The 24,784-nt window shown below is 66.8% G+C and carries 19 protein-coding genes; 16 read left to right on the top strand and 3 right to left on the bottom strand.

The features are described 5' to 3' along the window. Nucleotides 1-3: 3 nt before the first annotated feature. The 15 genes from AC5QAH_RS06140 to AC5QAH_RS06210 all read left to right on the top strand — a co-directional run bounded on the left by AC5QAH_RS06140 (nucleotide 4) and on the right by AC5QAH_RS06210 (nucleotide 18,228). Nucleotides 4-786: a ParA family protein gene (locus tag AC5QAH_RS06140; RefSeq protein WP_495232186.1), complete on the top strand. Its 783-nt coding sequence runs from the start codon at nucleotides 4-6 to the stop codon at nucleotides 784-786. Continuing rightward, a complete protein-coding gene (locus AC5QAH_RS06145) occupies nucleotides 783-1,994 on the top strand; it encodes a chemotaxis protein CheW (protein ID WP_495232187.1) in 1,212 nt (403 codons plus the stop codon). Before AC5QAH_RS06140 ends, AC5QAH_RS06145 begins: the two co-directional genes overlap by 4 nt. Before the next feature lie 169 nt (nucleotides 1,995-2,163). After that, nucleotides 2,164-2,472: an STAS domain-containing protein gene (locus tag AC5QAH_RS06150; protein ID WP_014037092.1), complete on the top strand. Its 309-nt coding sequence runs from the start codon at nucleotides 2,164-2,166 to the stop codon at nucleotides 2,470-2,472. Further along, nucleotides 2,469-2,834: a response regulator gene (locus tag AC5QAH_RS06155; RefSeq protein WP_005409521.1), complete on the top strand. Its 366-nt coding sequence runs from the start codon at nucleotides 2,469-2,471 to the stop codon at nucleotides 2,832-2,834. The genes AC5QAH_RS06150 and AC5QAH_RS06155 overlap by 4 nt, the downstream gene beginning before the upstream one ends. A gap of 45 nt (nucleotides 2,835-2,879) precedes the next feature. Then, nucleotides 2,880-4,871: a chemotaxis protein CheA gene (locus AC5QAH_RS06160; RefSeq protein WP_312385623.1), complete on the top strand. Its 1,992-nt coding sequence runs from the start codon at nucleotides 2,880-2,882 to the stop codon at nucleotides 4,869-4,871. A gap of 358 nt (nucleotides 4,872-5,229) precedes the next feature. Continuing rightward, nucleotides 5,230-7,479 (top strand): methyl-accepting chemotaxis protein, encoded by a 2,250-nt coding sequence (locus AC5QAH_RS06165; RefSeq protein WP_495232188.1) that lies wholly within the window; start codon nucleotides 5,230-5,232, stop codon nucleotides 7,477-7,479. A gap of 158 nt (nucleotides 7,480-7,637) precedes the next feature. After that, nucleotides 7,638-8,411 carry a flagellar brake protein gene (locus tag AC5QAH_RS06170; RefSeq protein WP_029550863.1) on the top strand — a complete coding sequence of 258 codons (774 nt, stop codon included), beginning with the start codon at nucleotides 7,638-7,640 and terminating at the stop codon, nucleotides 8,409-8,411. Between the two features lie 133 nt (nucleotides 8,412-8,544). Further along, nucleotides 8,545-9,036, top strand: coding sequence for a chemotaxis protein CheW (locus tag AC5QAH_RS06175; protein ID WP_010482468.1), 492 nt, complete (start codon nucleotides 8,545-8,547; stop codon nucleotides 9,034-9,036). A 136-nt stretch (nucleotides 9,037-9,172) separates the two neighbouring features. Next, nucleotides 9,173-9,556, top strand: a complete 384-nt coding sequence (locus tag AC5QAH_RS06180) for a hypothetical protein (RefSeq protein WP_010482470.1) — start codon at nucleotides 9,173-9,175, stop codon at nucleotides 9,554-9,556. 101 nt (nucleotides 9,557-9,657) lie between these two features. After that, nucleotides 9,658-12,036 (top strand): methyl-accepting chemotaxis protein, encoded by a 2,379-nt coding sequence (locus AC5QAH_RS06185; RefSeq protein ID WP_049413562.1) that lies wholly within the window; start codon nucleotides 9,658-9,660, stop codon nucleotides 12,034-12,036. 735 nt (nucleotides 12,037-12,771) lie between these two features. After that, nucleotides 12,772-15,048, top strand: coding sequence for a methyl-accepting chemotaxis protein (locus AC5QAH_RS06190; protein ID WP_126559903.1), 2,277 nt, complete (start codon nucleotides 12,772-12,774; stop codon nucleotides 15,046-15,048). A 37-nt stretch (nucleotides 15,049-15,085) separates the two neighbouring features. After that, a complete protein-coding gene (locus tag AC5QAH_RS06195; RefSeq protein ID WP_019338555.1) occupies nucleotides 15,086-15,955 on the top strand; it encodes a CheR family methyltransferase in 870 nt (289 codons plus the stop codon). Further along, nucleotides 15,952-16,548: a chemoreceptor glutamine deamidase CheD gene (gene cheD, locus AC5QAH_RS06200; protein WP_014037083.1), complete on the top strand. Its 597-nt coding sequence runs from the start codon at nucleotides 15,952-15,954 to the stop codon at nucleotides 16,546-16,548. Before AC5QAH_RS06195 ends, cheD begins: the two co-directional genes overlap by 4 nt. After that, the gene (locus AC5QAH_RS06205; protein WP_019338554.1) at nucleotides 16,545-17,618 is read left to right on the top strand and encodes a protein-glutamate methylesterase/protein-glutamine glutaminase; all 1,074 of its coding nucleotides are present in this window, start codon (nucleotides 16,545-16,547) and stop codon (nucleotides 17,616-17,618) included. Before cheD ends, AC5QAH_RS06205 begins: the two co-directional genes overlap by 4 nt. Nucleotides 17,619-17,856: 238 nt before the next feature. Next, nucleotides 17,857-18,228, top strand: coding sequence for a hypothetical protein (locus AC5QAH_RS06210; protein ID WP_043398942.1), 372 nt, complete (start codon nucleotides 17,857-17,859; stop codon nucleotides 18,226-18,228). A gap of 140 nt (nucleotides 18,229-18,368) precedes the next feature. Here AC5QAH_RS06210 and acnB read toward each other — a convergent pair whose 3' ends face one another. Genes acnB through AC5QAH_RS06225 form a run of 3 tightly spaced genes read right to left on the bottom strand, consistent with a single transcriptional unit; the run spans nucleotide 18,369 to nucleotide 21,633 of the window. Next, nucleotides 18,369-20,960 (bottom strand): bifunctional aconitate hydratase 2/2-methylisocitrate dehydratase, encoded by a 2,592-nt coding sequence (acnB, locus tag AC5QAH_RS06215; protein ID WP_049482208.1) that lies wholly within the window; start codon nucleotides 20,958-20,960, stop codon nucleotides 18,369-18,371. A 43-nt stretch (nucleotides 20,961-21,003) separates the two neighbouring features. Continuing rightward, a complete protein-coding gene (locus AC5QAH_RS06220) occupies nucleotides 21,004-21,402 on the bottom strand; it encodes a type II toxin-antitoxin system VapC family toxin (protein ID WP_010482492.1) in 399 nt (132 codons plus the stop codon). A gap of 6 nt (nucleotides 21,403-21,408) precedes the next feature. Further along, the gene (locus AC5QAH_RS06225) at nucleotides 21,409-21,633 is read right to left on the bottom strand and encodes an AbrB/MazE/SpoVT family DNA-binding domain-containing protein (protein ID WP_005409505.1); all 225 of its coding nucleotides are present in this window, start codon (nucleotides 21,631-21,633) and stop codon (nucleotides 21,409-21,411) included. A 301-nt stretch (nucleotides 21,634-21,934) separates the two neighbouring features. Between AC5QAH_RS06225 and acnA the strand changes: the two genes are divergently transcribed. Then, nucleotides 21,935-24,688, top strand: coding sequence for an aconitate hydratase AcnA (gene acnA, locus AC5QAH_RS06230; protein ID WP_495232189.1), 2,754 nt, complete (start codon nucleotides 21,935-21,937; stop codon nucleotides 24,686-24,688). Nucleotides 24,689-24,784 lie beyond the last annotated feature (96 nt).

Below are 24,784 nucleotides of genomic sequence, written 5' to 3' on the forward strand. Positions count from 1 at the left end.
CCGATGCGCATCTGGGCAGTCGCCAACCAGAAGGGCGGAGTCGGCAAGACCACCACCACCCTCGCCCTCGGCCGTGGCCTGGCCGCGCTTGGCCATCGCGTGCTGCTGATCGACCTCGATCCGCACGCCTCGCTCAGCCGCGCCTTCGGCGTGCCGGTCGATCCGCCGCCGGCCGGCGTGCTGGAACTGTTCGGCGCACCGCCGGCCGATCTTTCCAGCCTGTGCCATGCCAGCAGCATCCACGGCCTGGACTATGTCTGTGCACAATCCGCGCTGGCCACATTGGAACGCCGCAGCGCCAACCAGCCCGGCCTCGGCCTGGCCCTACAGAACGCGCTTGCCCGCCATCAGGGGCAGCACGACTACATCCTGCTGGACTGCGCACCCACCCTCGGTCTGTTGATGATCAACGCACTGGCCGCGGCCGACCGCCTGATCATTCCCACCCAGGCCGAGCCGCTGGCTCTGCATGGCCTGGAGGGGATGGTCCGCACCGGCGAGATGGTCGAGCGCTCGCGCCGCCGCCCGCTGCCGATCTCGATTCTGCCCACCCTGTTCGACCGCCGCACCCGCGCCGGCAACGAATCGCTGCGCACGATGCAGGATCGTCACGGCACCCGCGTTTGGGAAGACGCCATTCCGATCGACACCCGCATCAGCAATGCCGCAGGCCTGACCCTGCCCAGCGTTGGTGAGGAGTACCCGGGCCGCGGCCTGGCCGCCTATCGCCGCGCACTGAACTGGATCCTCGGTGAGGATGCCCGCGCCCTGGAGCAGGCCGCATGAACAGCACCGGCGTACTGGACGACTATCTGGACGAACTGCTGGGCGAAGCGATCGCTCCGGCCGTCGTGCTTCCAACGCCGGACAGCGTCGCCCCGGCCCCGGCCAGCATATCGCAACCGGACCATGAGCCGACCTGGGATGACCTGCCGGCCGAGGTGATCTACGAAACCGACACCGTCGCCGCGGCGCCTGCCGCGGACAACGCCGCGCTCGAAGCCGCCTTCGAGGCCGCCGCAACGGCCGGGCGCGAACCCACCTGGGACGATCTGCCTGCCGAGGTGATCTACGAAACGGAGACTGTTGCCGTTGCACCGGCAGAGGACGACGCAGCACTGGAGGCCGCCTTCGAGGCCGCCGCAATGCCGGTCGCCGCTCCCGAGCGGGAACCGACCTGGGATGATCTGCCTGACAAGGTGATCCACGAGACGGCCCCGGCCAAGGCCGGCCCGGAGCCCACCTGGGACGACCTGCCCGACGAAGTGATCTACGAGACCGACGCGGCCGACAGCCATCACCTCGCCCACACTGACAGCCCCGGCCTGCAGGCTGCGTTCGAGGCCGCTGCCGGCGGCGCGGATGTCCCCACGCCGCCCCCGGCCGTGGTAGCGCCCCCGGCGCCGCGCCCTGCGCCCGCGCCTGCCCCGGCTGCGCCCGCTGCCGTCGCGCCGCCGCCCCGCGTTGCCGTGGATGCCCCGACCGCCAACCGTCCCGGCACCTGGCAGGAACTGCAGGCACAGGCTCTCCAGCCCGCCAGCAGCCCGCATCCGCAGAACCGCCGCGCCGGCGAGCGCACCTCGCGCTGGCTGCGCCTGCGTTGCGGCACCCAGGCTTATGCGCTGGAACTGCTGAAGGTGCAGGAAGTGGTGCTGCCAGTTCCCCTGCTGCCATTGCGCGGCACCGCACCAGCGATGCTCGGCATCATGAACCTTCGGGGCCAGGTGGTACCGGTGATGGATCTCGGCCTGCACCTGGGTGCGGCCGCTGCCGAAGACGATTCGCAGACCCGCATCGTGGTGCTGGAGGAAGACGGCGAAACCATCGGCCTGCGCGTGTCGGCGGTGGAAGATGTCGCCAACCTTACCGACTCGCAGATCGAGCCGCCTGATACCGCGCGCATCTGCCAGATTTCCAACGACCTGTTCCGTGGCGTCGCCCGGGTCAGTCAGCGTCCGATGATCCTGCTCGACGCCACACGGCTGTTGAGTTGAGTCGGCGCTTTGCGCCGACGCGGTGCCTGTCGGGGACTGCAGGTGCCGATGCGCAGCATTGGCATCTCCCGTCCCCGAACAACACCGCATCGGCGCACCGCGTCGATTCCCCTAAAGAACCCCGCCGGGGTGCCGTTATGGATCACGGAACCGTTTGTCCGGAGCAACGATGAGTACTGTCGAACTGGGTGGGGATCTCGGCATCGAGAGCACCACCGAGCTCAAGAACCGCCTCGCCCCGCTGGTGGCGCAGGCAGGCGAGCTGACCCTGGATGCAAGCCAGGTCGCCCGCATCCACACGGCCGCCGTGCAGGTGCTGTGTGCGTTCGTGCAGGCCCGCCGCGAGGCAGGTCTCGGCACCGGCTTCCACGGTTGCACTGCAACCTTCCGTGACGCCGCGCGCCTGCTGGGCGTCACCCAGGCCCTGGGCCTGGACGTAACCCATGACAACCTGAAATCTGTGGAGAACGCTGCATGAGCGCACGTATCTTGGTGGTGGACGATTCGGCGTCGATGCGCCAGATGGTTTCCTTCGCCCTCACCTCGGCCGGTTTTGCCGTCGAAGAAGCCGAAGACGGCGCGGTCGCGCTCGGTCGCGCCAAGGGCCAGCGCTTCAATGCGGTGGTCACCGACGTCAACATGCCGAACATGGACGGCATCGCGCTGATTCGCGAACTGCGCCAGCTGCCGGACTACAAGTTCACCCCGCTGCTGATGCTGACCACCGAATCGGCCGCCGACAAGAAGTCCGAAGGCAAGGCCGCCGGCGCCACCGGCTGGCTGGTCAAGCCGTTCAATCCCGAACAGCTGGTCGCCACCGTGCAGAAAGTGCTGGGCTGATCGCCCGCCACCGCTCCCCCTCTTCGCTTCCGGACCACCACTGCCATGAGCATGGACCTGCAACGCTTCCACGCCACCTTCTTCGAGGAGAGCCGCGAAGGCCTCGACGCGATGGAGGCTGGCCTGCTGGCCCTGGAATCGGGGCAGCAGGACGCGGAGATCATCAATTCGGTGTTCCGCGCTGCCCACTCGATCAAGGGCGGCGCCGGCACCTTCGGCTTCGATACGATCGCCGGCCTGACCCACGTGCTGGAAACGCTGCTCGATGAACTGCGTGCCGGCAAGCGGGCGCTGGAAGGCCACGCGGTCGACGCCATGCTGTCCTCGGTGGACGTGCTGCGCGCCCTGCTGCGCGAAGCCGAACACGGCCAGGCTGCCGATCCGGCTGCAGTCGCTGCGGTGAAGGCGCGCCTGGAAGCGGTCCTTTCCGGCCAGGCCGCACCGAGCGCCCCCGCTGCCGTCGCGGCCAAGGTGGACGATACGCCGGAAGCCTGGCAGATCGGCTTCACCCCGGCACCGTCGCTGTTCATGAGCGGCAACGACCCGCTGCGCATCATCCGCGAACTGGAGCATCTCGGTTCGCTGCAGGTCGCCGCGCGCATGGAACGCCTGCCCGGCTTCGCCCAGCTCGACCCGCTGGAGGCCCACCTGGCGTGGGATCTGGGCCTGGTCGGCAAGGTGCCGCGCAGCAAGATCGAAGACACCTTCGCCTGGGTACTGGACGACTGCGAACTGGACATCCGTCCGGCCGCACCGCCGAGCCTGGCTACACAGGCGCCCATTGCAACCGCCCCTTCCGCACCGGCTGCCGTCGTACCGGCGGCGCCTGCAGCGCCCGCCACCAGCGGCGGCGCCAGCCAGGAAGCCGAAACCTCGATCCGAGTCAGCGTCGACAAGGTCGATGCGCTGATCAACCTGGTCGGCGAACTGGTCATCACCCAGGCCATGCTCAAGCAGGTCTCGCACGCACTGGACCCGGTCCACGCCGAGAGCCTGTTCGCCGGCCTGGACCAGCTGGAACGCAACACCCGCGACCTGCAGGAAGCCGTGATCGGCGTGCGCATGCTGCCGGTCGATGCGGTGTTCCGCCGCTTCCCGCGCCTGGTCCGCGACCTGTCCAGCCGCCTTGGCAAGCAGGTCCGCCTGCGCACCGTCGGTGAAGGCACGGAACTGGACAAGGGCCTGATCGAAAAGATCGCCGACCCGCTGGTGCACCTGGTGCGCAACTCGATCGACCACGGCCTGGAGATGCCGGACGTGCGTCGCGGCGCGGGCAAGGACGAAACCGGCACCATCACCCTGGCAGCCTCGCATCAGGGCGGCCACATCGTCATCGAAGTCAGCGACGACGGCCGCGGCCTGGACCGCACCAAGATCCTGGCCAAAGCCCACGAACGCGGCCTGGCAGTGCCGGACAATCCTACCGATTCGCAGGTCTGGGACCTGATCTTCCAGCCTGGTTTCTCCACCGCCGATGCAGTCACCGACCTGTCCGGCCGTGGCGTCGGCATGGATGTGGTCCGCCGCAACATCCAGGCGCTGGGTGGCGAGGTGCAGATCGAAAGCAGCCTTGGTAACGGCACCCGCACGCTGATCCGCCTGCCGCTGACCCTGGCCATCCTCGATGGCATGACCGTGGCAGTCGCGGGCGAAACCCTGATCCTGCCGCTGGCCTATGTGCTTGAGGCCCTGCAGCCGCAGGCCGAGGACATCCGCAGCATGGCCGGCGAAGGCCGCGTGCTGCGCGTACGTGGCGAGTACCTGCCGATCCTGTCGCTGAGCGAATACTACGGCTACGGCAACCGTGCACCGGGCAGCGAATCGCTGGTGGTCGTGGTCGAAGGCGATGGCCAGAAGATCGCACTGGAAGTGGACGAGCTGGTCGGCCAGCAGCAGGTGGTGGTGAAGAACATCGAGAACAACTACCGCCGCATCGGCGGGGTGTCCGGTGCCACCATCCTCGGCGATGGCCGCGTGGCCCTGATCGTCGACATCGGCGGGCTGGTGCGCTCGCTGCGGATGCCGCAGGCCGCCTGATCCACGTTGCAGGCGTGTACTGGACCGCCGCCCTTCCGGGCGGCGGTTTTCGTCTGTGCGCGCCCTGCCAAGGGATCTGCCCCCAACCCACTGCGCCCTGCATTCCGTGAACTCCGTCAACGCGACGGTTTCGCGCGCAACTACGTCACACCAGCGCAAGCCCCGCCACGGCGGCACTTTCGCGCCGTCATCCCTACGCAACCGAATGTGATCTGCGTCCATAAAGTCCATCCGGACTGCGCCGCTATTTCGCTTTGACGGCCGTCACCGAACCCCCACCGGGCACCACCGTTCGCTCTGCAACCACCCCCAAACCGGCGCACGGACGCCGGCACTCTGCCCACCTGGAGCACCCTGCATGAAGTGGTTCCACGATCTGCCCATCGCCCGCAAGCTGGCCGTGGGGTTCACCCTCACCACGTTGATGACCCTGGTCCTCGGCGCGTTCGCCCTGCTGCGCCTGAGCGAAGCCAACGCGCAGCTGCGCGAGATGGCCGGCAACGATATCCCCTCCGTCCAGCACCTGGGCGAGGCGCGCTCGCAGCTCGGTGAGTTCCGTACCTACGAACTGGCCCAGCTGAGCATGCTGGACCAGCCGGAGAAGGTCGCCGACTACAACAAGCGCATGGACGACACCGCCAAAGCCGTGCATGACGAACTGGCGGCGTACTCGGCGCTGCCGGCGCTGGAGAAGGAGCGCGAACTCTATCGCGCGGCCAGAACGCAGCTGGATCGCTACTTCGCCGCCAACAAGGCGATGCGCGACGCCGTGACCGCCGGTGACGGCGCCCTGGCGCAGCAGATCTCCGACGAGCAGTCGCGCCCGGCACGTCGCGACCTGTTCGCTGCAATGAAGGCACTGGGCACCCACATCGCCGGGCAGATGGACGGCAAGATCGCCGACGCCAACGCCACCCATCGCAACAGTATGATCGCCATCATCGGCTGCATCGTACTGCTGTCACTGGTGGCCGCCGCGCTGGCCATCATCATCTCGCGCGCGGTCACCGGTCCGCTGGGCAAGGCCGTGCATGCCATCCAGGCAGTTTCCCGCGGCGACCTCAGCGTCAGCACCCAGGCCACCAGCAAGGACGAGGCCGGCAAGATGCTGGCCGCCACCGCGGAGATGACCGCGATGCTGCGCCGCTTCAGCGAGCAGACCCAGCTGATGGCCCAGATGCATGCCGGCCCGGACATCAGCCACCGCATTCCGGAAGATTTCCCGGGCGTCTATGGCCAGCTGGCCAACGGCATCAACACGGTGATCTTCGAACACCTCGATGCAATCGTCGATGCCATTGAAGTACTCAACCAGTACGCCACCGGCAACCTCGCCCCGGACGCACGCCGCCTGCCAGGCAGCCGCGCGATCCTGCACGAATCGATGGACGCCGCCAAGGCCAGCCTGCTGGCCATCAATACGCAGATCCAGCACCTGGCCTCGGCCGCCGCTGCGGGCGACTTCAGCCAGCGCGGTGACGCGCAGCGCTTCGATCACGATTTCCGCGTGATGATCGAGCAGCTCAACAGCATGATGCAGGTGGCCGACGGCAACCTCGGCCAGCTCTCGCAGCTGCTGCAATCGATCGCCGCCGGCGATCTGACCGCGCGCATGGACGGCCAGTTCAACGGCGTGTTCGCGCGCATGCGTGACGATGCCAATACCACGGTTACGCAGCTGACCCAGATCGTGAGCCAGATCCAGGCCAGCGCTTCGAGCATCACGCTTGCCGCCGGCGAGATCGCCTCGGGCAACAGCGACCTGTCGCGCCGTACCGAGCAGCAGGCCGCCAACCTGGAGGAAACCGCCGCCTCGATGGAGGAACTGACCTCCACCGTGCGCCAGAACGCCGAACACGCCCGCCAGGCCAACCAGCTCGCCATCGGCGCCCATGGCGTCGCCTCGCAGGGCGGTGAGGTGGTCGGCCAGGTGGTGACCACCATGTCGGCCATCGAAGCCTCGTCGAAGAAAATCGCCGAGATCATCAGCGTCATCGACGGCATCGCGTTCCAGACCAACATCCTGGCACTGAACGCCGCGGTGGAAGCCGCCCGTGCCGGCGAACAGGGCCGTGGCTTCGCCGTGGTTGCCAGCGAAGTGCGTACCCTCGCCCAGCGCTCGGCCGCCGCCGCCAAGGAAATCAAGGGCCTGATCGACGACTCGGTGGGCAAGGTCGCCGAAGGCTCCAGCCTGGTGCACCAGGCCGGCAGCACGATGGGCGAGATCGTCGCCTCGGTGCAGCGCGTGACCGACATCATGGCCGAGATCTCCGCCGCATCGCAGGAACAGAGCGCCGGCATCGAGCAGGTCAACCAGACCGTGGTGCAGATGGACGAAACCACCCAGCAGAACGCTGCGCTGGTGGAGGAAGCCACCGCCGCCGCGCGTGCGATGGAAGACCAGGCCGTGCAGCTGGGCGAAGCCGTGGCCCGCTTCCGGCTGGCATCGCAGGGCACGACGGCCATTCCGGCGCGTCCGCTGGCGGCGCCGGTACCGCGACAGGTCGCAGCTGCCGCACCGGTCGTGAAGGCGGCCCCGGCACGTACGCTGCGCACCGCGACAGCCCAGCCGGCGCTGGCCGCAGACGGCGACTGGCAGGAGTTCTGATGTACCCGGGGTCGGATCCCTTTCCTTCGGGAAGGGGATCCGACCCCGGACGCATGGAAAGTGATGCAATTCTCACTTCATAATCCGGCACAGTGGCCGATATCCCCATCGAGCCTCGCGCCAACGCGTGCTGGCGCCCGCCCCTGACCGTAGATTCCATGTCCGACGGCAACGACACTGCAGTGCATGATGTCCACGCGGCTGACGCCGCTGACGAACGTTTCCTGGTCCGTAATCCGCGCCAGCTGCGGCAGCTGCTGCGATCGCTGATCGACCAGCGATCACTGATCAATGCGCATATCGACGGCCGCGACCGCTCGTTCCCGACCGCGCTGCTTGAGCTCGACGAGGACGAAGACACCCTGCTGCTCGATGGCAGCCCGCAGGAGGCGTCCAACCGCGCCGCCGAACAGGCCGATCATCTGCTGTGCTTCGCCCAGCTCGAACGCGTGCTGGTGCGGTTCCGCCTGCAGGCACTGCAGCGTGTGGACAATGACGGCCACGTCGCCTTCCGCGCCCCTCTGCCGGACGAGCTGGTCCATCTGCAACGACGTGAGATGTACCGGCTGGAGACGCCCGTCACCGATTCGCCCCAGCTGCTGGTCCCCGCCGGCGAGAGCCGCGCCGAAGCGCTGTCGATGCGGGTGGTGGACATCAGTGGTGGCGGCCTGGCGGTGGCCGTGCCTACCGACTGCGCGGTGTTCAGCCTGCAGAAGCGCTACCCGGCGGTGCTGTCGCTGCCCGACGGCCCGGACCTGGAGATCGAGCTGGTCGTCTGCAACCTGCTGCCGCAGCGCCAACCCAACGGCATCGAGATCAAGCGCGTGGGCATGCGCTTCGACATCCTGCCACGTGGCGCCGACAGCGCCATCCAACGCTATATCTTCCGCATCGACCGCCAGCGCAAGGCGCGCCGCAACGGCGAGCTGTAGGGCTCGTCCAACCGGTAGTGCCGGCCGCTGGCCGGCAACCTCGCGACAACGCGGGGCGCACACCTAAAGTCCTCCGACGAGGGGCCGATATCGAGCCTGACACCGGGACTTCCGGCAGAACCAGGACCCCTCGATGAACGACAAGACCAGCTCCACCGCCAGCGCCGGTGGCGAATTCCTCAGCTTCACCCTCGGTGCCGAGCACTACGGCGTGGACATCCTCAAGGTGCAGGAAATCCGCGGCTATGACGCGGTCACCCGGGTGCCGGATGCACCGGACTACATCAAGGGCGTGATCAACCTGCGCGGCACCATCGTCCCGGTCATCGACCTGCGCCTGAAGCTGCGCCTGGACGACGCCCGCTACGACGCCTTCACCGTGATGATCGTGCTGAACGTCGACGACCGAGTGGTCGGCATCGTGGTCGACAGCGTCTCGGACGTGATCCCGCTGTCGGCCGAACAGATCCGCCCGACCCCGGAATTCGGCGCCGCCGTCGATACCCGCTTCATCTCCGGCATCGGCACGCAGGACGACCGCATGCTGATCCTGCTCGACATCGAGACCTTGCTGGACAGCGCCGACATGGGCCAGGCCAACGTCGTTGAAGACGCCGCCGCCTGATCAAGCGGACCTGCTTCACGTTCTGGTCACACAACCCTTCAGTTCCCTCCAGCAGTGCCGATAGGGGGACAGAAGCCGGTCGCGCAGGAGCGCGCAGAACCGGAACGACCATCACCATCCCCGGAGATACACCTCGATGAAGTCCCTGCTTGCGTTCGTTTCGGCCGCTGTCCTGGCCACCACCGCTTCCGCCGCGTTTGCCCAGTCGGCCGACATGATCCCGCCGGAACTGGCACCGCGCTCGGTCGGCAAGGACGGCATGGTCTGCGGCAAGGTCGAGAAGGCCCGCTACGCAGAAGGTTCCGAAGGCCAGCCGACCTTCCTGTACATGGGCGGCGCCTTCCCGCGCCACACCTTCTCGGCGCGCATCGCCGGCGAGAACCGCGGCAAGTTCTCCTTCCCGCTGGAAACCCTGGAAGGCAAGACCGTCTGCGTGATCGGCAAGATCCAGCGCGACGCCTCGCGCGCGGAAATCGAAGTCAGCTCGCCGGCCGGCCTGAAGCTGGCCAACATCAAGTAATCCGCTGTCCGTCGAACCACGCCGGACCTGGTGCCGGCGTGGTTTCTGCTGCAACCGGGCCCGACGCCCGGACGCGTCTGCCTTAGGAGATCGCAACGCCCATGCCGTGGATCAACAACCTCAAACTGATGCCGAAGCTGCTGCTGACCTTCGGCGTCCTCCTGCTGGTGATGTTGCTGCAGGGCATCGTCGCCTATCGTGGCCTGCATTCGCTGAACAATGTCACCACCGAGCTGGCGGGTTCTCGCATGGAGAGCATCCGCATGGCCGGCGAGATGCGCGGCATGCTGGGTGAATACCGCAACGCCGCCTACCAGCAGCTGATCCGCGCCAGCGACGACGTCAAGGCGGATGCACGCAAGCAGGGCGTCGAGCTGCGCGCGAGCATGGACAAGTCGATCAAGGAGTATCCGACCCTGGTCGACAACGCGCAGCAGAAGAAGCTGTTCGACACCTTCGCCAAGGAGTGGAAGGACGCCCTGGCCTCCTATGACAGCGTCACCGAGATGCTGGAACTGGACCTGCCGGACGACGCCATCGATACCTTCGTCGGCGAAACCCGCACCAAGCACCGCAAGGCCGCCGCGGCGCTGGAAGCGCTGATCGCCGAAGACAACCGCCTCGCCCGCGCGTCGCGCGAACAGGCCGCCTCCACGTATTCCGCCTCGGCCGTGCTGACCGTGATCGCCCTGCTGGGCGGCGCCGCGCTCGGCCTGGTGCTGGTCTGGCTGTTCGCCCGCGCCCTGGTCGGCAGCGTGCGCGGCGCCGTGTCGGTTGCCAACGACGTGGCCGGCGGCAAGCTCGATGGCCACATCGACGTCAGCCGCCAGGATGAAGTGGGCGAACTGATGCAGGCCATGCAGCGCATGCAGCGCGACCTGCGCGAGCGCATCGAAACCGACCAGGCCGTGGCGCGCGAGAACCTGCGCATCCGTACCGCGCTGGATTACAGCTCGACCGGCGTGTACCTGACCGACACCAGCAACACCATCGTCTACAGCAACCGCGCCCTGCAGCAGACCCTGAGCCAGTACCAGGACGAAGTGCGCCGTGACCTGCCGGACTTCGACGCCCAGGCCTCGCTGATCGGCAAGCCGGTCACGGTGCTTGAACACCGTGGTGAAATGGACCAGACCCTGCTGGGTAACCTGAAGGCACACGGCGTCGCCCGTCGCCCGATGCAGTACGGCGATGCCCAGTTCGCCCAGGTGGTTTCGACCATCCGCAATGAAGGCGGCGACACCGTCGGCTACGTGGTGGAATGGCGCGACCGTACCCAGGAAGCGCAGGTGGAAGCCGAAGTGGCGCGCGTGATCGCCCAGGCAGCCGCCGGCGACCTGTCCGGCCGCATCGATTCCAGCGACAAGGAAGGCTTCTTCCTGCAGCTGGCCCAGCAGATCAACGGCCTGCTGGACGCCAATGCCGGCAGCATCGAACAGATCTCCGGCCTGCTCGCCGCGCTGTCGCAGGGTGACCTGACCGTGCGCATGCATGGCGACTACCAGGGCGTGTTCGCCCGCATGCGCGACGACGCCAACGCCACGGCCGCGCAGCTGAGCGAGATCGTCACCCGCATCAAGCAGTCCAGCCGTGCGATCAGCTCGGCCGCCGGCGAAATCGCCTCGGGCAACAGCGACCTGTCGCGCCGTACCGAACAGCAGGCTGCCAACCTGGAAGAAACCGCTGCCTCGATGGAGGAACTGACCTCCACCGTGCGCCAGAACGCCGAACACGCCCGCCAGGCCAACCAGCTCGCGATCGGCGCGCATGGCGTCGCCTCGCAGGGCGGTGAAGTGGTCGGCCAGGTGGTCACCACCATGTCGGCCATCGAAGCCTCGTCGAAGAAGATCGCCGAAATCATTTCGGTCATCGACGGCATCGCATTCCAGACCAACATCCTGGCACTGAACGCCGCCGTGGAAGCCGCACGTGCCGGTGAACAGGGACGTGGTTTCGCCGTGGTCGCCAGCGAGGTGCGCACCCTCGCCCAGCGCTCGGCCGCTGCCGCCAAGGAGATCAAGGGCCTGATCGACGACTCCGTTGGCAAGGTCAACGACGGCTCGGCCCTGGTACACAAGGCCGGCGCCACCATGGGCGAGATCGTCGCCTCGGTGCAGCGCGTGACCGACATCATGGCCGAGATCTCTGCGGCTTCGCAGGAACAGAGCGCCGGCATCGAGCAGGTCAACCAGACCGTGGTGCAGATGGACGAGACCACCCAGCAGAACGCTGCACTGGTGGAAGAAGCCACCGCCGCCGCCCGCGCGATGGAAGAACAGGCCGGCCACCTCAGCGAGGCCGTGTCGATCTTCGTGGTGGACGAAGCCGAGGTCGTGGCCGCCCCGCGCGTCGTCGCTGCCCCTGCCCCGCGCGCCACGGCGCCGGTCGCTCCGGCACCGGTCGCACCGCCGGCCCGGCGCACCGCGGGTGGTCGCCCGATGGCCACGGAACTGGCCGACGGGGACTGGCAGGAGTTCTGATTCCAGCCTGACCTGATCCACGAAGACGCCCTGGCCCTGCGCCGGGGCGTTTTCGTTTACGGGGTATCTGGATATCCAGCCAACGGCGAAGCCCCTCGTGGCGGTCGCGGAGAGCGCTTGGCTACTGAGGGCTGGCCGGGAGGGTGGGTTGCGCAGGGGGCGCCGTAAACCCGTCCCTGGGGGCTTGGCCGCGGCATCCATGCCGCGGACACCCCTGCGCAACCCACCCTCCCGGCCACAGACATTTTCCGTGCGCGTCCACCCCGGATTGAAGAAAGAAGAGCAAGAGCAACAGCCGTATTGCTTCCGGGGTCAGATCCGTTTTCCGCAGGAAAACGGATCTGACCCCTCTTTCCACCTGGAAACCCAACGCTCTTGCCGTCCGACACCGAAATGCCGGGAGGGCTGGGCCGGGGTGGGCAGGCAGGACCGTTGGCGCCATGGATGGCGCCATCGAGCCCCCATGGATGGGTTCACGGCGTGTCCTGCCTGCTCACCCCGGCCCAGCCACTTACTGACAATCCAGCGCCGACCAGCCGCTGTTGCTGTTGCTGTTGCTGTTGCTTCAAAAGCCTGCCGCAGGCAGCGCCGCAGCCGCCGCTGCAAGGAAACCTGAATACGTTCGGACACTGCGCCTCAATCCCCCGCCCCATCGGCCGATAACGGGGTTGTCACGGCTTGTCCCGCCGCTGACCGGCTCGGCGCCGCCCGCCCGCTTCGACCTGGTCCTGCTCGATGAATCTCCTGCATCGCTGGCAACACTACTTCAGCAACCTCTCCGTCCGGCGCAAGCTCAACCTGCTGACGCTGCTCATCGCGCTCGGCGTGATCGCGCTCTCGGTGATCGCCGCCCGCATGCAGTACCTGGACCTCACCGAGACCCGCAAGACCGCGCTGAAGACCCAGGTCGAACTCAGCTACGGCATCCTCCAGCATTATCACCGGCTGGCCGGTACCGGCGAGCTCAGCGAGGACGCTGCCAAGAGCGCGGCATTGCAGGCGCTGGAAGTGATGCGCGCCGAGAGCGATGCCTACTACTTCAACATCTACGACACCGGCTACCGCCTGCTGATGCACCCGTTCCGCAAGGATCTGGTCGGCAAGGACATGAAGGACTTCCGCACCGACGACGGCGTGCGCATCTACTACGACCAGGTTGAAGCAGCCAAGGCCGGTGGCGGCTTCGTCAACTACCGCTGGGCCAAGCCCGGCAGCAAGGGCGAGGTCGAGAAGGTGGCCTACGCCGGCCTGTTCGCGCCCTGGAACTGGGTGGTCAGCAGCGGCGTCTACATGGACGACGTGCAGAAGCAGGCGCTGGTGTTCACCGCCATCATGGCCGTCTCCGGTGGCGTGCTGGTACTGATCGTGCTGGCCCTGAGCTGGCTCATCGGCAACCGCATCGCCGTGCCGCTGAAGCAGGCAACGGCCGTCGCCGAGGGTATCGCCCGCGGCAAGCTGGACAGCCACATCGGTCCGCAGGCGCATGACGAACCCGGTCGCCTGCTGGACGCCATGTCCGGCATGCAGCAGCAGCTGCACGCAGTGATCGGCGGCCAGCGCGAAATGGCCCGCCGCCACGATGCCGGCGAACTGAGCTATCGCATCGACGCCAGTGCCTTCCCCGGCGAGTACGGGCTGATGGTGCAGGAAACCAACGCCCTGGTAGGCGGCCACGTGCAGACCCTGCATGACGTGCTGGACGTGGTACAGCAGTACGCGGTCGGCGACCTGAGCCGCGACATCGCCCGCTACCCCGGCGAAAAGGCGGCGATGACCACCACCGTCGACACCGTCAAGGCCAATCTCGGCCGCATCAACGCCGAAATCAAGCAGCTGGCCAGTGCCGCCGCTGCCGGCGACTTCAGCCGCCGTGGCGATGCGCAGCGCTTCGATCACGATTTCCGCCTGATGCTGGAAAACCTCAACGCGATGATGGCGGTCAGCGATGACAACCTCGGCAAGCTCTCGCAGCTGCTGTCGGCCATCGCCGAAGGTGATCTGACCGCGCGCATGCAGGGTGACTACCAGGGCGTGTTCGCCCGCATGCGTGACGACGCCAACACAACCGTCGCGCAGCTGACCCAGATCGTCGGCCAGATCCAGGCCAGTGCCTCCAGCATCACCCTGGCCGCCGGTGAGATTGCTTCGGGAAACAGCGATCTGTCGCGCCGTACCGAGCAGCAGGCTGCGAACCTGGAAGAAACCGCCGCGTCGATGGAGGAGCTGACCTCCACCGTACGCCAGAACGCCGAGCATGCCCGCCAAGCCAACCAGCTCGCGATCGGCGCGCAGGGTGTTGCCTCTCAAGGCGGCAGCGTGGTTGGCCAGGTGGTCAACACCATGTCGGCCATCGAAGCCTCGTCGAAGAAGATCGCCGAGATCATCAGCGTCATCGACGGCATTGCGTTCCAGACCAACATCCTGGCGCTGAACGCTGCAGTGGAAGCCGCTCGTGCCGGTGAACAGGGCCGCGGCTTCGCCGTGGTCGCCAGCGAGGTGCGCACCCTCGCCCAGCGCTCGGCCGCCGCCGCCAAGGAGATCAAGGGCCTGATCGATGATTCGGTCGGCAAGGTTGCCGAAGGCTCCAGCCTGGTCCACCAGGCCGGCAGCACCATGGGCGAGATCGTCGCCTCGGTGCAGCGCGTGACCGACATCATGGCCGAGATTTCCGCTGCTTCGCAGGAACAGTCGGCCGGCATTGAGCAGGTCAACCAGACCGTGGTGCAGATGGACGAGACCACCCAGCAGAACGCCGCGCTGGTGGAGGAAGCTACCGCTGCCGCGCGCGCGATGGAAGAACAGGCTGGCCAGCTGGCCGACGCCGTGGCGATCTTCCGCCTGGACAACCAGGTCTCCGCCGCAATGAAGGCGGTGGCCGCGCGTGTCGAACCGGTGCGTGTTGCCACCGCCGTGGCGCGCCCGCAGCCGGTTCCAACGCCGGCACCGGTCCGCCGCACCGGCAGCAACGCCAGCACCTTCGTCGCCAGCGACAGCGACTGGCAGGAATTCTGAGACCCACCCGCGGCGGCTTCGGCCGCCGCCTCTGCCGATGGACACGTCCCCCGTGCAAAGTCCTACTCCCATCGTCACCGGCCCGCGCGAATTCGAGTTCGCCGACCGTGATTTCCGCCGCGTCTGCGACCTGATCTACCAGCGCGTGGGCATCGCCCTTGCACCGGCAAAGCGCGACATGGTCTATGGCCGCCTGTCGCGCCGCTTGCGCACGCTGGGCATGCGCAGCTTCCAGCAGTATCTGGACCATCTGGAGCAGGAAGACGGCGACGAGTGGCAGGCGTTTACCAACGCCCTGACCACCAACCTGACCTCGTTCTTCCGCGAGCCGCACCACTTCGACAAGCTGCGCGAGGAACTGCAGCAGCGCTCCAGCCGCACGCCGCTGCTGCTGTGGTCATGCGCGGCGTCCACCGGTGAAGAACCCTATTCGATGGCGATCACCGCCTGTGAGGCCTTCGGTACGCTGAAGCCGCCGGTGCGCATCGTCGCGACCGATGTTGATACCCAGGTACTGGCCACCGCCGGCCGTGGCGTCTACAACATCGACCGGGTCACCAATCTCGACCCGGATCTGCGCCGGCGCTATTTCCAGCGTGGCAGCGGCCCCAATGAGGGCCAGTGCCGCGTGCTGCCGGCACTACGCGAGCTGATCGAGTTCCGCCCATTGAATCTGCTCGCCCCGCGCTACGACGTCGGCGGACCATTCGACGCGCTGTTCTGCCGCAATGTGATGATCTATTTCGACAAGCCGACCCAGCGTGCCATCCTCGGCCGCCTGGTGCAGCACCTGGCCGATGACGGCCTGCTTTACACCGGACACTCGGAGAACTACCTGCACGCCGCCGACCTGATCCAGCCCTGCGGCCGTACGCTGTATCGCCGTGCGGCAAAGGCCGGCGCATGAACGCCTCGCTGCGTACCGACGATGTGATGCGCTACCAGGATGCGCGCTTCCAGACCATCGCGGCCAAGCTGCTGCCGACCCAGTACCTGGTGGTGGACGACACCACCGCGCTGACCACCACGCTGGGTTCCTGCGTGGCCGCGTGCCTGCGCGACCCGGTACTGAAGATCGGCGGCATGAACCACTTCCTGCTGCCCGAGGGCAATGCCGGTGACGGCGCGCCCGCGCGTTACGGCAGCTATGCGATGGAACTGCTGATCAACGACATGCTCAAGCGCGGCGCCCACCGCAAGCGCATCGAAGCCAAGGTGTTCGGCGGCGCCAACGTGCTCAAGGGCTTCACCAGCAATCCGGTCGGCACGCGCAACGCCGAGTTCGTGCGCCAGTACCTGCAGGCCGAGCATATTCCGATCATCGCCGAGGACCTGTGCGGCATCCATCCGCGCAAGATCTGGTTCTTCGCCGATACCGGCCGCGTGGTGGTGCAGCGCCTGCCGCACGCCCATGAAGCCGAGGTGGCCGCGACCGAATCGGCGGTGCGTGCACGCCTGTCCAAGGCCCCTGTCACCGGCGGCGTGGAGCTGTTCGAATGACCTTGACCGGCAACGCCCCCTGCCGGGTCCTGATCGTCGACGACTCCGCCGTCGTGCGGCAGATGCTCACGGAAATCCTGTCCAGCGATCCGGCCATCGACGTGGTCGGCACCGCCGCCGACCCGCTGCTGGCGCGCGAGAAGATCAAGCGCCTAGCCCCGGACGTGATCACCCTGGACGTGGAAATGCCGCGCATGGACGGGCTGGCGTTCCTGGAAAACCTGATGCGCCTGCATCCGCTGCCGGTGGTGATGATCTCCTCGCTGACCGAGCGAGGCGCCGACACCACGCTGCAGGCACTGGCGCTGGGCGCCGTGGATTTCGTTTCCAAGCCCAAGCTGGACGTGGCCCGCGGCCTGCAGGGCTACGCCGACGAGATCATCGCCAAGGTCAAGATGGCGGCGCGCTCGCGGGTGCGCCCGCTGGTGCGCGCTGCAGTCCCGAAACTCATGCTGGACGCAGCCCCCTCGATGCGCCCCGCCTCACCGCAGTTCCGTACCACCGATCGCCTGATCGCGATCGGCTCGTCAGCCGGTGGCACCGAAGCGCTGCGCGTGGTGCTGGAAGGCATGCCCGCCGACGCGCCCGCCGTGGTGATGACCCAGCACCTGCCGGCCAGCTTCAGCAGCGCCTTTGCCGAACGCCTGGACCGACACTCGGCGATGGCCGTGCGCGAGGCCAGCGACGGCGAAGCGGTGCTGCCCGGCCACGCCTACCTCCCACCCGGCGGCAAGCACCTGCGCATCATCCGCGATGGTGCGCGCTGGCGCTGCCGCGTCGATGACGGCCCGGCAGTGAACCGGCACAAGCCCGCGGTGGACGTGCTGTTCCGTTCGGTCGCGCAGAACGCCGGCAGCAACGCCATCGGTGCCATACTCACCGGGATGGGCGATGACGGCGCACGCGGCCTGCTGGAGATGCGCCAGGCCGGCGCGCCGACACTGGTGCAGGACGAGGCCACCAGTGTGGTCTGGGGCATGCCCGGTGCAGCGTTCAAGCTTGGCGCCGCCGAGGAACAGGTGCCGCTGGAGCGGATTGCCGAACGTCTGCTCGCCCTCGCCCGCGGCTGATTGCGCGCCGCGGCCCAAGGACTCCGCGAGCAGTAGATCCACGCCATGCGTGGATGCCGGTGTAGAGTCGAGCCACGCTCGACTCAGCGCGCATCGCACGAACAGCAGCCAAGCATGGACTCGGCGCTACAGGCCATCAGGCAACAGAAAAAGGCGCCGGTTTTCATCGGGGTTCTTCGTTTCAACGCGTTACCCGCATGTGTGCTTTGATAGCGGTATTGCACAAGGAATGCTGCACATGATCAAAGGCATATGGAAGGCCGCCCTGGCGGCCGTACTGCTTTCATTGCCACTGGCACCCGCCAGCGCCAGTGGCGATCTGTTCTACTTCGAGGCCAAGCAGGGTGATGTGTTCTTCATGCTGATGCTGGTGGGTCGCGAAGACCCCGGCGCGGTAAGCGTCAGCTGGAAAGGCGCGTCGATCCCGCCGTACCCCAACGTGCATCGCCGCTACTACATCGAATTCAACCGTGCAAAGCGCCAGGCCTACGTGCGTCCACTTGACCGTGATGGACTGCCCTGGTTCGAGATGGATGTCTCCGGTAAGCGCGGCAACGTGCTGATCGGCGGCCGTCGGTTGCAGGGCAACGCAGACTGGACCGTGCAATAGCGGATGCAGCAGACAAAAACCCCCGGCTTTCACCGGGGGTTCTTCGTTTCAACGGGAGGCCGGCCAGCGGCCGGCACTACCGTGCATCGTCGGCGCACAAAAAAACCCCCGGCGCGAGCCGGAGGTTTTTCGTTACCTCATCAAGCAGCGACCGTCTTGGCCACGTCCTGGTATTCCTCGATCTGGTCGAAGTTCATGTAGCGGTAGATTTCCGCGCCGCTGGCGGCGATCACGCCCACATCGGCCATGTACTCTTCCTTGGTCGGGATGCGGCCCAGGCGCGAGCAGATCGCGGCCAGTTCCGCCGAACCCAGATACACGTTGGTGTTGCGGCCCAGGCGGTTCGGGAAGTTGCGGGTCGAGGTCGACATCGCGGTGGAGCCTTCGCGGATCTGCGCCTGGTTGCCCATGCACAGCGAGCAGCCCGGCATTTCCATGCGTGCGCCGGTGGCACCGAAGGTGCCGTACACGCCTTCCTTGGTCAGCTCCGAGGCATCCATCTTGGTCGGCGGGGCCACCCACAGGCGGGTCGGCAGGTCACGCTTGCCTTCCAGCAGCTTCGCAGCGGCACGGAAGTGACCGATGTTGGTCATGCACGAACCGATGAACACTTCGTCGATCTTGGCGCCAGCGACTTCGGACAGGGTCTTCACGTCGTCCGGATCGTTCGGGCAGGCCACGATCGGCTCGTGGATGTCGGCCAGGTCGATCTCGATGACGGCAGCGTATTCGGCGTCCGCATCCGGCTCCAGCAGCTGCGGGTTGGCCAGCCACGCTTCCATCTTCTCGATACGGCGCTGCAACGAACGCGGATCCTGGTAACCCTCGGCAATCATCCACTTCAGCAGCGTGATGTTGCTGGTCAGGTACTCGATGATCGGTTCCTTGTTCAGGCGCACCGAGCAACCGGCGGCCGAACGCTCGGCCGAGGCATCGGACAGTTCGAACGCCTGCTCGACCTTCAGCTCCGGCAGGCCTTCGATTTCCAGGATACGGCCGGAGAAGATGTTCTTCTTGCCAGCCTTGGCGACGGTCAGCAGGCCGGACTTGATCGCGTACAGCGGGATCGCGTTGACCAGGTCACGCAGGGTCACGCCCGGCTGCATCTTGCCCTTGAAGCGCACCAGCACCGACTCCGGCATGTCCAGCGGCATCACGCCGGTGGCCGCGGCGAAGGCGACCAGGCCCGAACCGGCCGGGAACGAAATGCCCACCGGGAAACGGGTGTGCGAGTCACCACCGGTGCCGACGGTATCCGGCAGCAGCATGCGGTTGAGCCAGCTGTGGATCACGCCGTCGCCCGGACGCAGCGAAACGCCGCCACGGGTGGAAATGAACTCCGGCAGGGTGTGGTGGGTCTTCACGTCCACCGGCTTCGGGTAGGCGGCGGTGTGGCAGAACGACTGCATCACCAGGTCGGCCGAGAAGCCCAGGCACGCCAGGTCCTTCAGCTCGTCGCGGGTCATCGGGCCGGTGGTGTCCTGCGAGCCGACCGAGGTCATCTTCGGTTCGCAGTACGTGCCCGGGCGCATGCCCTGGCCTTCCGGCAGGCCACAGGCGCGGCCGACCATCTTCTGCGCCAGCGAGAAGCCCTTGCCGGTATCGGCCGGCTGCACCGGCAGGCGGAACAGGTCGGTCGGGGCCAGGCCCAGCGCCTCGCGCGCCTTGCCGGTCAGGCCACGGCCGATGATCAGCGGGATGCGGCCACCGGCACGCACTTCGTCGAACAGCACGTCGGACTTGACCTGGAATTCGGCGATCACCTCGCCGTTCTTCAGCGCCTTGCCTTCGTACGGGCGCAGCTCGATGACGTCGCCGTGCTCCATCTTCGACACGTCCAGCTCGATCGGCAGCGCACCGGCATCTTCCATGGTGTTGTAGAAGATCGGCGCGATCTTGCCGCCCAGGCACACGCCACCGGCGCGCTTGTTCGGGATGTACGGAATGTCATCGCCGGTCCACCACAGCACGCTGTTGGTGGCCGACTTGCGCGAGGAGCCGGTGCCGACCACGTCGCCGACGTAGGCAACCAGGTGGCCCTTGTCCTTCAGGTCGAGGATCTGCTGGATCGGGCCGCGCTTGCCGTCTTCTTCCGGGGTGAACGGCGCGTCGTCGCGCTTGTTCTTCAGCATCGCCAGGGCGTGCATCGGGATGTCCGGGCGGGTGGTCGCGTCCGGCGCCGGCGACAGGTCGTCGGTGTTGGTCTCGCCCGGCACCTTGAACACGGTGACGGTCAGGCTCTGCGGCACTTCCGGGTTGCCAGTGAACCACTCGGCATCGGCCCAGCTCTGCAGCACGGCCTGGGCGTTGGCGTTGCCGGCCTTGGCCTTTTCCTGCACGTCGTGGAAGGCGTCGAACACCAGCAGGGTCTTCTTCAGGCCGTTGGCGGCGATGGTGCCGACGCTGGCGTCGTCCAGCAGCTGCACCAGCGGAGCGACGTTGTAACCGCCGAGCATGGTGCCCAGCAGTTCGGTGGCGCGCTCGCGGCTGATCAGCGGGTTCTGCTCGCTGCCCAGCGCGATCGCGGCCAGGTACGAGGCCTTGACCTTGGCGGCGTCATCGACGCCGGCCGGCACGCGGTGGGTCAGCAGGTCGAGCAGGAACTCGGCCTCGCCCTGCGGCGGGTTCTTCAGCAGTTCGATGACATCGGCCGTCTGCTGCGCGCTCAGCGGCAGCGGCGGGATGCCAAGCGCAGCGCGCTCGGCGACGTGGTGGCGGTAGGCTTCCAACATGACAACTCCCGGGTAATGCGTAGGTTGAAATAACAAAGTGGGCTCAGGCGTGCGGCACGATCAGCTTCAGGCCCTTGAAGTAGTCGCGGTAAAACGTGTCGTTCCAGGTGATCAGGCCATCGCACTGCAGCAGTGCGTGGGCGCCGACCATGAATTCGTCCAGGCTGCGGCGGCTGCCACTGCGCTGGCGGTGGCGACGGTGCATCTCGCCGGCGCGCAACGCCGACTTCGCTTCCATCGGGTTGAAGTGCACGCCCATTTCTTCCAGCGCTTCGAGCACCTCGGCGCCGCCGCGCAGCGATGCGCAGACCTCGGCCAGGGTCGCGCCGCAGACCACCACGCGGCCGCCGACCAGGCTCTGCCGGAGGATGGCTTCCACGGCATCGGCCTGCGGACCATTGCTGAGCAGCTCGACCAGTACCGGTGAATCGACGGCGATCATCACGGCTTATTCCTCGTCGCGCACCGCGCGTACCGCCGCATCGGACGACTCGAAGCCGTCCAGCGCGAACTTGCCGCGCGCCCGTGAAATAGCATCGTCAACACTCTTGCGCAGGATGATGCGGCTGCCGTCCAGCTCGACCTTCAGCAGCGTGCCCTTGGTCAGGCCGAGGGCATCACGCACCGCCTTGGGCAGGGTGATCTGTCCGCGTTCTGCAACAGTGGCTTCCATCGGTAGGCCCTCCAGAGTATGCACAAATTATACATACTTCCCCGGGCATACTTCCACCCTGAACAGGACCGGCGACCCGCCAGCCCTTGCCTCGCAAAGGATCGGCCACAAACGTGACATACGCCATACACCTTCCCCTGTAGTCTGGAACCGATGCCGCAGGCCGGACCCGGCCCGGGTGAATCCATTCAGTTTCGGGTTCATACTGGAACCTCCGGGGCCACCAGGCCCGCGGCGACCGCAAGCAGGTCCGCCCATGCGCGGGCCACTGCAAGCCATCCGCAAGAAGGAGTTACCCCGCATGAGCGATTCGTTCTCCACCCGCAGCCAGCTGAACGTCGGCGGCAAGACCTACGACTACTTCAGCCTGCCCACGCTGGGCCAGCGCTTCGACATCTCCCACCTGCCCTACTCGATGAAGATCCTGCTGGAGAACCTGCTCCGGCACGAGGACGGCGGCATCACCGTCGGCAAGGACCACATCGAAGCAGTGGCCCGCTGGAACCCGGCGGCCGAGCCGGACACCGAGATCGCCTTCATGCCGGCGCGCGTGGTCCTGCAGGACTTCACCGGCGTGCCCTGCGTGGTCGACCTGGCCGCGATGCGCGATGCGGTGGTCAAGCTCGGCGGCTCACCTGAGCAGATCAACCCGCAGATTCCCTCCGAACTGGTCATCGACCACTCGGTGCAGGTCGATGTGTTCGGCAAGCCCGACGCGCTGGACCTCAATGGCAAGATCGAATTCCAGCGCAACCAGGAACGCTACGGCTTCCTGCGCTGGGGCCAGAAGGCCTTCGATAACTTCAAGGTGGTGCCGCCCAACACCGGCATCGTCCACCAGGTGAACCTGGAAAACCTGGCCCGCGTGGTGATGACTGCGGACAAGGATGGCAAGGCCGTTGCCTACCCCGATACCGTGTTCGGCACCGACAGCCATACCACGATGATCAACGGTATCGGCGTACTGGGCTGGGGCGTGGGCGGCATCGAGGCCGAAGCCGCCATGCTGGGCCAGCCGTCGTCGATGCTGATTCCGCAGGTGGTCGGCTTCAAGCTGACCGGCAAGCTGCCCGAGGGCGCCACCGCCACCGACCTGGTGCTGACCGTTACCCAGATGCTGCGCAAGCTCGGCGTGGTCGGCAAGTTCGTCGAGTTCTACGGTGACGGCCTGCAGCACCTGCCACTGGCCGACCGTGCCACCATCGGCAACATGGCCCCGGAATACGGCGCCACCTGCGGCATCTTCCCGATCGACGCCGAGTCGCTGAACTACCTGCGCCTGTCCGGCCGCAGCGAAGAGCAGATCGACCTGGTCGAAGCCTACGCCAAGGCACAGGGCCTGTGGCACGAACCGGGCAGCCCGCACGCGCAGTACAGCACCACGCTGGAACTGGACATGGGCACGGTGAAGCCGTCGCTGGCCGGCCCCAAGCGCCCGCAGGACCGCGTGCTGCTGGAAGACGTGCAGAAGAACTACCGCGAAGCGCTGGTCGGCATGACCGCCAACCGCGACAAGCGCAGCGACGACGTGTCCTCGTTCGTCAACGAAGGCGGCGGCGCCGCAGTCGGCAACGAGCAACTGGCCAAGGGCTTCGCCGACATCGAGATCGAAGGCCGCAAGGTCCGGCTGAAGGATGGTGCAGTGGTCATCGCCGCCATCACCTCCTGCACCAATACCTCCAACCCGGCGGTGATGATCGGTGCCGGCCTGCTGGCCCGCAACGCGGCCGCCAAGGGCCTGAACCGCCAGCCGTGGGTCAAGACCTCGCTCGGCCCAGGCTCGCGCGTGGTCACCGACTACCTGGAAAAGGCTGGCGTACTGAAGGAGCTGGAGAAGATCGGCTTCTACGTGGTCGGCTACGGCTGCACCACCTGCATCGGCAACTCCGGCCCGCTGCCGACCGAAGTCAGCGCCGGCATCGCCGCCGGTGATCTGGTGGTGACCTCGGTGCTGTCGGGCAACCGCAACTTCGAGGGCCGCGTGCACCCCGAAGTGAAGATGAACTACCTGGCCAGCCCGCCGCTGGTGGTGGCCTATGCCATCGCCGGCACCACCGACATCGACCTGACCACCCAGCCGCTCGGCACCGGCAGCGACGGCCAGCCGGTGTTCCTGCGCGACATCTGGCCGAGCAACAAGGAAATCGGCGACGTCATCGCTGCCACCATCGGGCCGGAGATGTTCAAGCAGAACTACGCCGACGTGTTCAAGGGTGACACCCGCTGGAACACCATCGCCTCGCCGGACGGCAACCTGTACGCGTGGAGCGACGCCTCCACCTACATCAAGAACCCGCCCTACTTCGATGGCATGACCATGCAGACCGGCAGCATCGACGACGTGCATGGTGCACGCGTGATGGGCCTGTTCGGCGATTCGATCACCACCGACCACATCTCCCCGGCCGGCAACATCAAGAAGGACTCGCCTGCAGGCCGCTTCCTGCAGGAACGCGGCGTGCAGCCGGCCGACTTCAACAGCTACGGCAGCCGCCGCGGCAACGATGACGTGATGGTCCGCGGCACCTTCGCCAACATCCGCATCAAGAACCTGATGTTCGGTGGCGAAGAAGGCGGCAACACCCTGTACTACCCCGCCGGCGGCGGTCAGCCGGAGAAGCTGGCGATCTACGATGCGGCCATGAAGTACAAGGCTGACAAGGTGCCGCTGGTGGTGCTGGCCGGCAAGGAATACGGCACCGGCTCGTCGCGCGACTGGGCGGCCAAGGGCACCCTGCTGCTGGGGGTGAAGGCGGTCATCGCCGAAAGCTTCGAGCGCATTCACCGCTCCAACCTGGTCGGCATGGGCGTGCTGCCGCTGCAGTTCCGCAACGGCGAAAACGCGCAGTCGCTGGGCCTGGACGGCTCGGAAGTGATCGACATCACCGGCCTGCAGGACGGCGCCAGCAAGCGCGCCACGGTCACCGCCACCAAGGCCGACGGCACGAAGAAGACCTTCGAGGTGTCGGTGATGCTGCTGACCCCGAAGGAAGTCGAGTACTTCCGCCAGGGCGGCCTGCTGCAGTACGTGCTGCGCCAGCTGGCAGGTCGCTGAGCCTTCCCCCGGTACCAACGGGCGGAAGCCCGGCCCCCGCGCCAGCGCGGGGGCGCTGCGGAGACGCGCGAACCAGTGGTTCGCAAGCGCGCCTCC

The sequence above is a fragment of the Stenotrophomonas sp. YJH_SMC_43 genome, assembly GCF_059372535.1.

What these genes read in the sequence shown, in the direction of transcription:
- AC5QAH_RS06140 (WP_495232186.1), top strand. Translation starts at nt 4, where the DNA reads ATGCGCATCTGGGCAGTCGCCAACCAGAAGGGCGGAGTCGGCAAGACC.
- AC5QAH_RS06145 (WP_495232187.1), top strand. Translation starts at nt 783, where the DNA reads ATGAACAGCACCGGCGTACTGGACGACTATCTGGACGAACTGCTGGGC.
- AC5QAH_RS06150 (WP_014037092.1), top strand. Translation starts at nt 2,164, where the DNA reads ATGAGTACTGTCGAACTGGGTGGGGATCTCGGCATCGAGAGCACCACC.
- AC5QAH_RS06155 (WP_005409521.1), top strand. Translation starts at nt 2,469, where the DNA reads ATGAGCGCACGTATCTTGGTGGTGGACGATTCGGCGTCGATGCGCCAG.
- AC5QAH_RS06160 (WP_312385623.1), top strand. Translation starts at nt 2,880, where the DNA reads ATGAGCATGGACCTGCAACGCTTCCACGCCACCTTCTTCGAGGAGAGC.
- AC5QAH_RS06165 (WP_495232188.1), top strand. Translation starts at nt 5,230, where the DNA reads ATGAAGTGGTTCCACGATCTGCCCATCGCCCGCAAGCTGGCCGTGGGG.
- AC5QAH_RS06170 (WP_029550863.1), top strand. Translation starts at nt 7,638, where the DNA reads ATGTCCGACGGCAACGACACTGCAGTGCATGATGTCCACGCGGCTGAC.
- AC5QAH_RS06175 (WP_010482468.1), top strand. Translation starts at nt 8,545, where the DNA reads ATGAACGACAAGACCAGCTCCACCGCCAGCGCCGGTGGCGAATTCCTC.
- AC5QAH_RS06180 (WP_010482470.1), top strand. Translation starts at nt 9,173, where the DNA reads ATGAAGTCCCTGCTTGCGTTCGTTTCGGCCGCTGTCCTGGCCACCACC.
- AC5QAH_RS06185 (WP_049413562.1), top strand. Translation starts at nt 9,658, where the DNA reads ATGCCGTGGATCAACAACCTCAAACTGATGCCGAAGCTGCTGCTGACC.
- AC5QAH_RS06190 (WP_126559903.1), top strand. Translation starts at nt 12,772, where the DNA reads ATGAATCTCCTGCATCGCTGGCAACACTACTTCAGCAACCTCTCCGTC.
- AC5QAH_RS06195 (WP_019338555.1), top strand. Translation starts at nt 15,086, where the DNA reads ATGGACACGTCCCCCGTGCAAAGTCCTACTCCCATCGTCACCGGCCCG.
- cheD (WP_014037083.1), top strand. Translation starts at nt 15,952, where the DNA reads ATGAACGCCTCGCTGCGTACCGACGATGTGATGCGCTACCAGGATGCG.
- AC5QAH_RS06205 (WP_019338554.1), top strand. Translation starts at nt 16,545, where the DNA reads ATGACCTTGACCGGCAACGCCCCCTGCCGGGTCCTGATCGTCGACGAC.
- AC5QAH_RS06210 (WP_043398942.1), top strand. Translation starts at nt 17,857, where the DNA reads ATGATCAAAGGCATATGGAAGGCCGCCCTGGCGGCCGTACTGCTTTCA.
- acnB (WP_049482208.1), bottom strand. Translation starts at nt 20,960, where the DNA reads ATGTTGGAAGCCTACCGCCACCACGTCGCCGAGCGCGCTGCGCTTGGC.
- AC5QAH_RS06220 (WP_010482492.1), bottom strand. Translation starts at nt 21,402, where the DNA reads ATGATCGCCGTCGATTCACCGGTACTGGTCGAGCTGCTCAGCAATGGT.
- AC5QAH_RS06225 (WP_005409505.1), bottom strand. Translation starts at nt 21,633, where the DNA reads ATGGAAGCCACTGTTGCAGAACGCGGACAGATCACCCTGCCCAAGGCG.
- acnA (WP_495232189.1), top strand. Translation starts at nt 21,935, where the DNA reads ATGAGCGATTCGTTCTCCACCCGCAGCCAGCTGAACGTCGGCGGCAAG.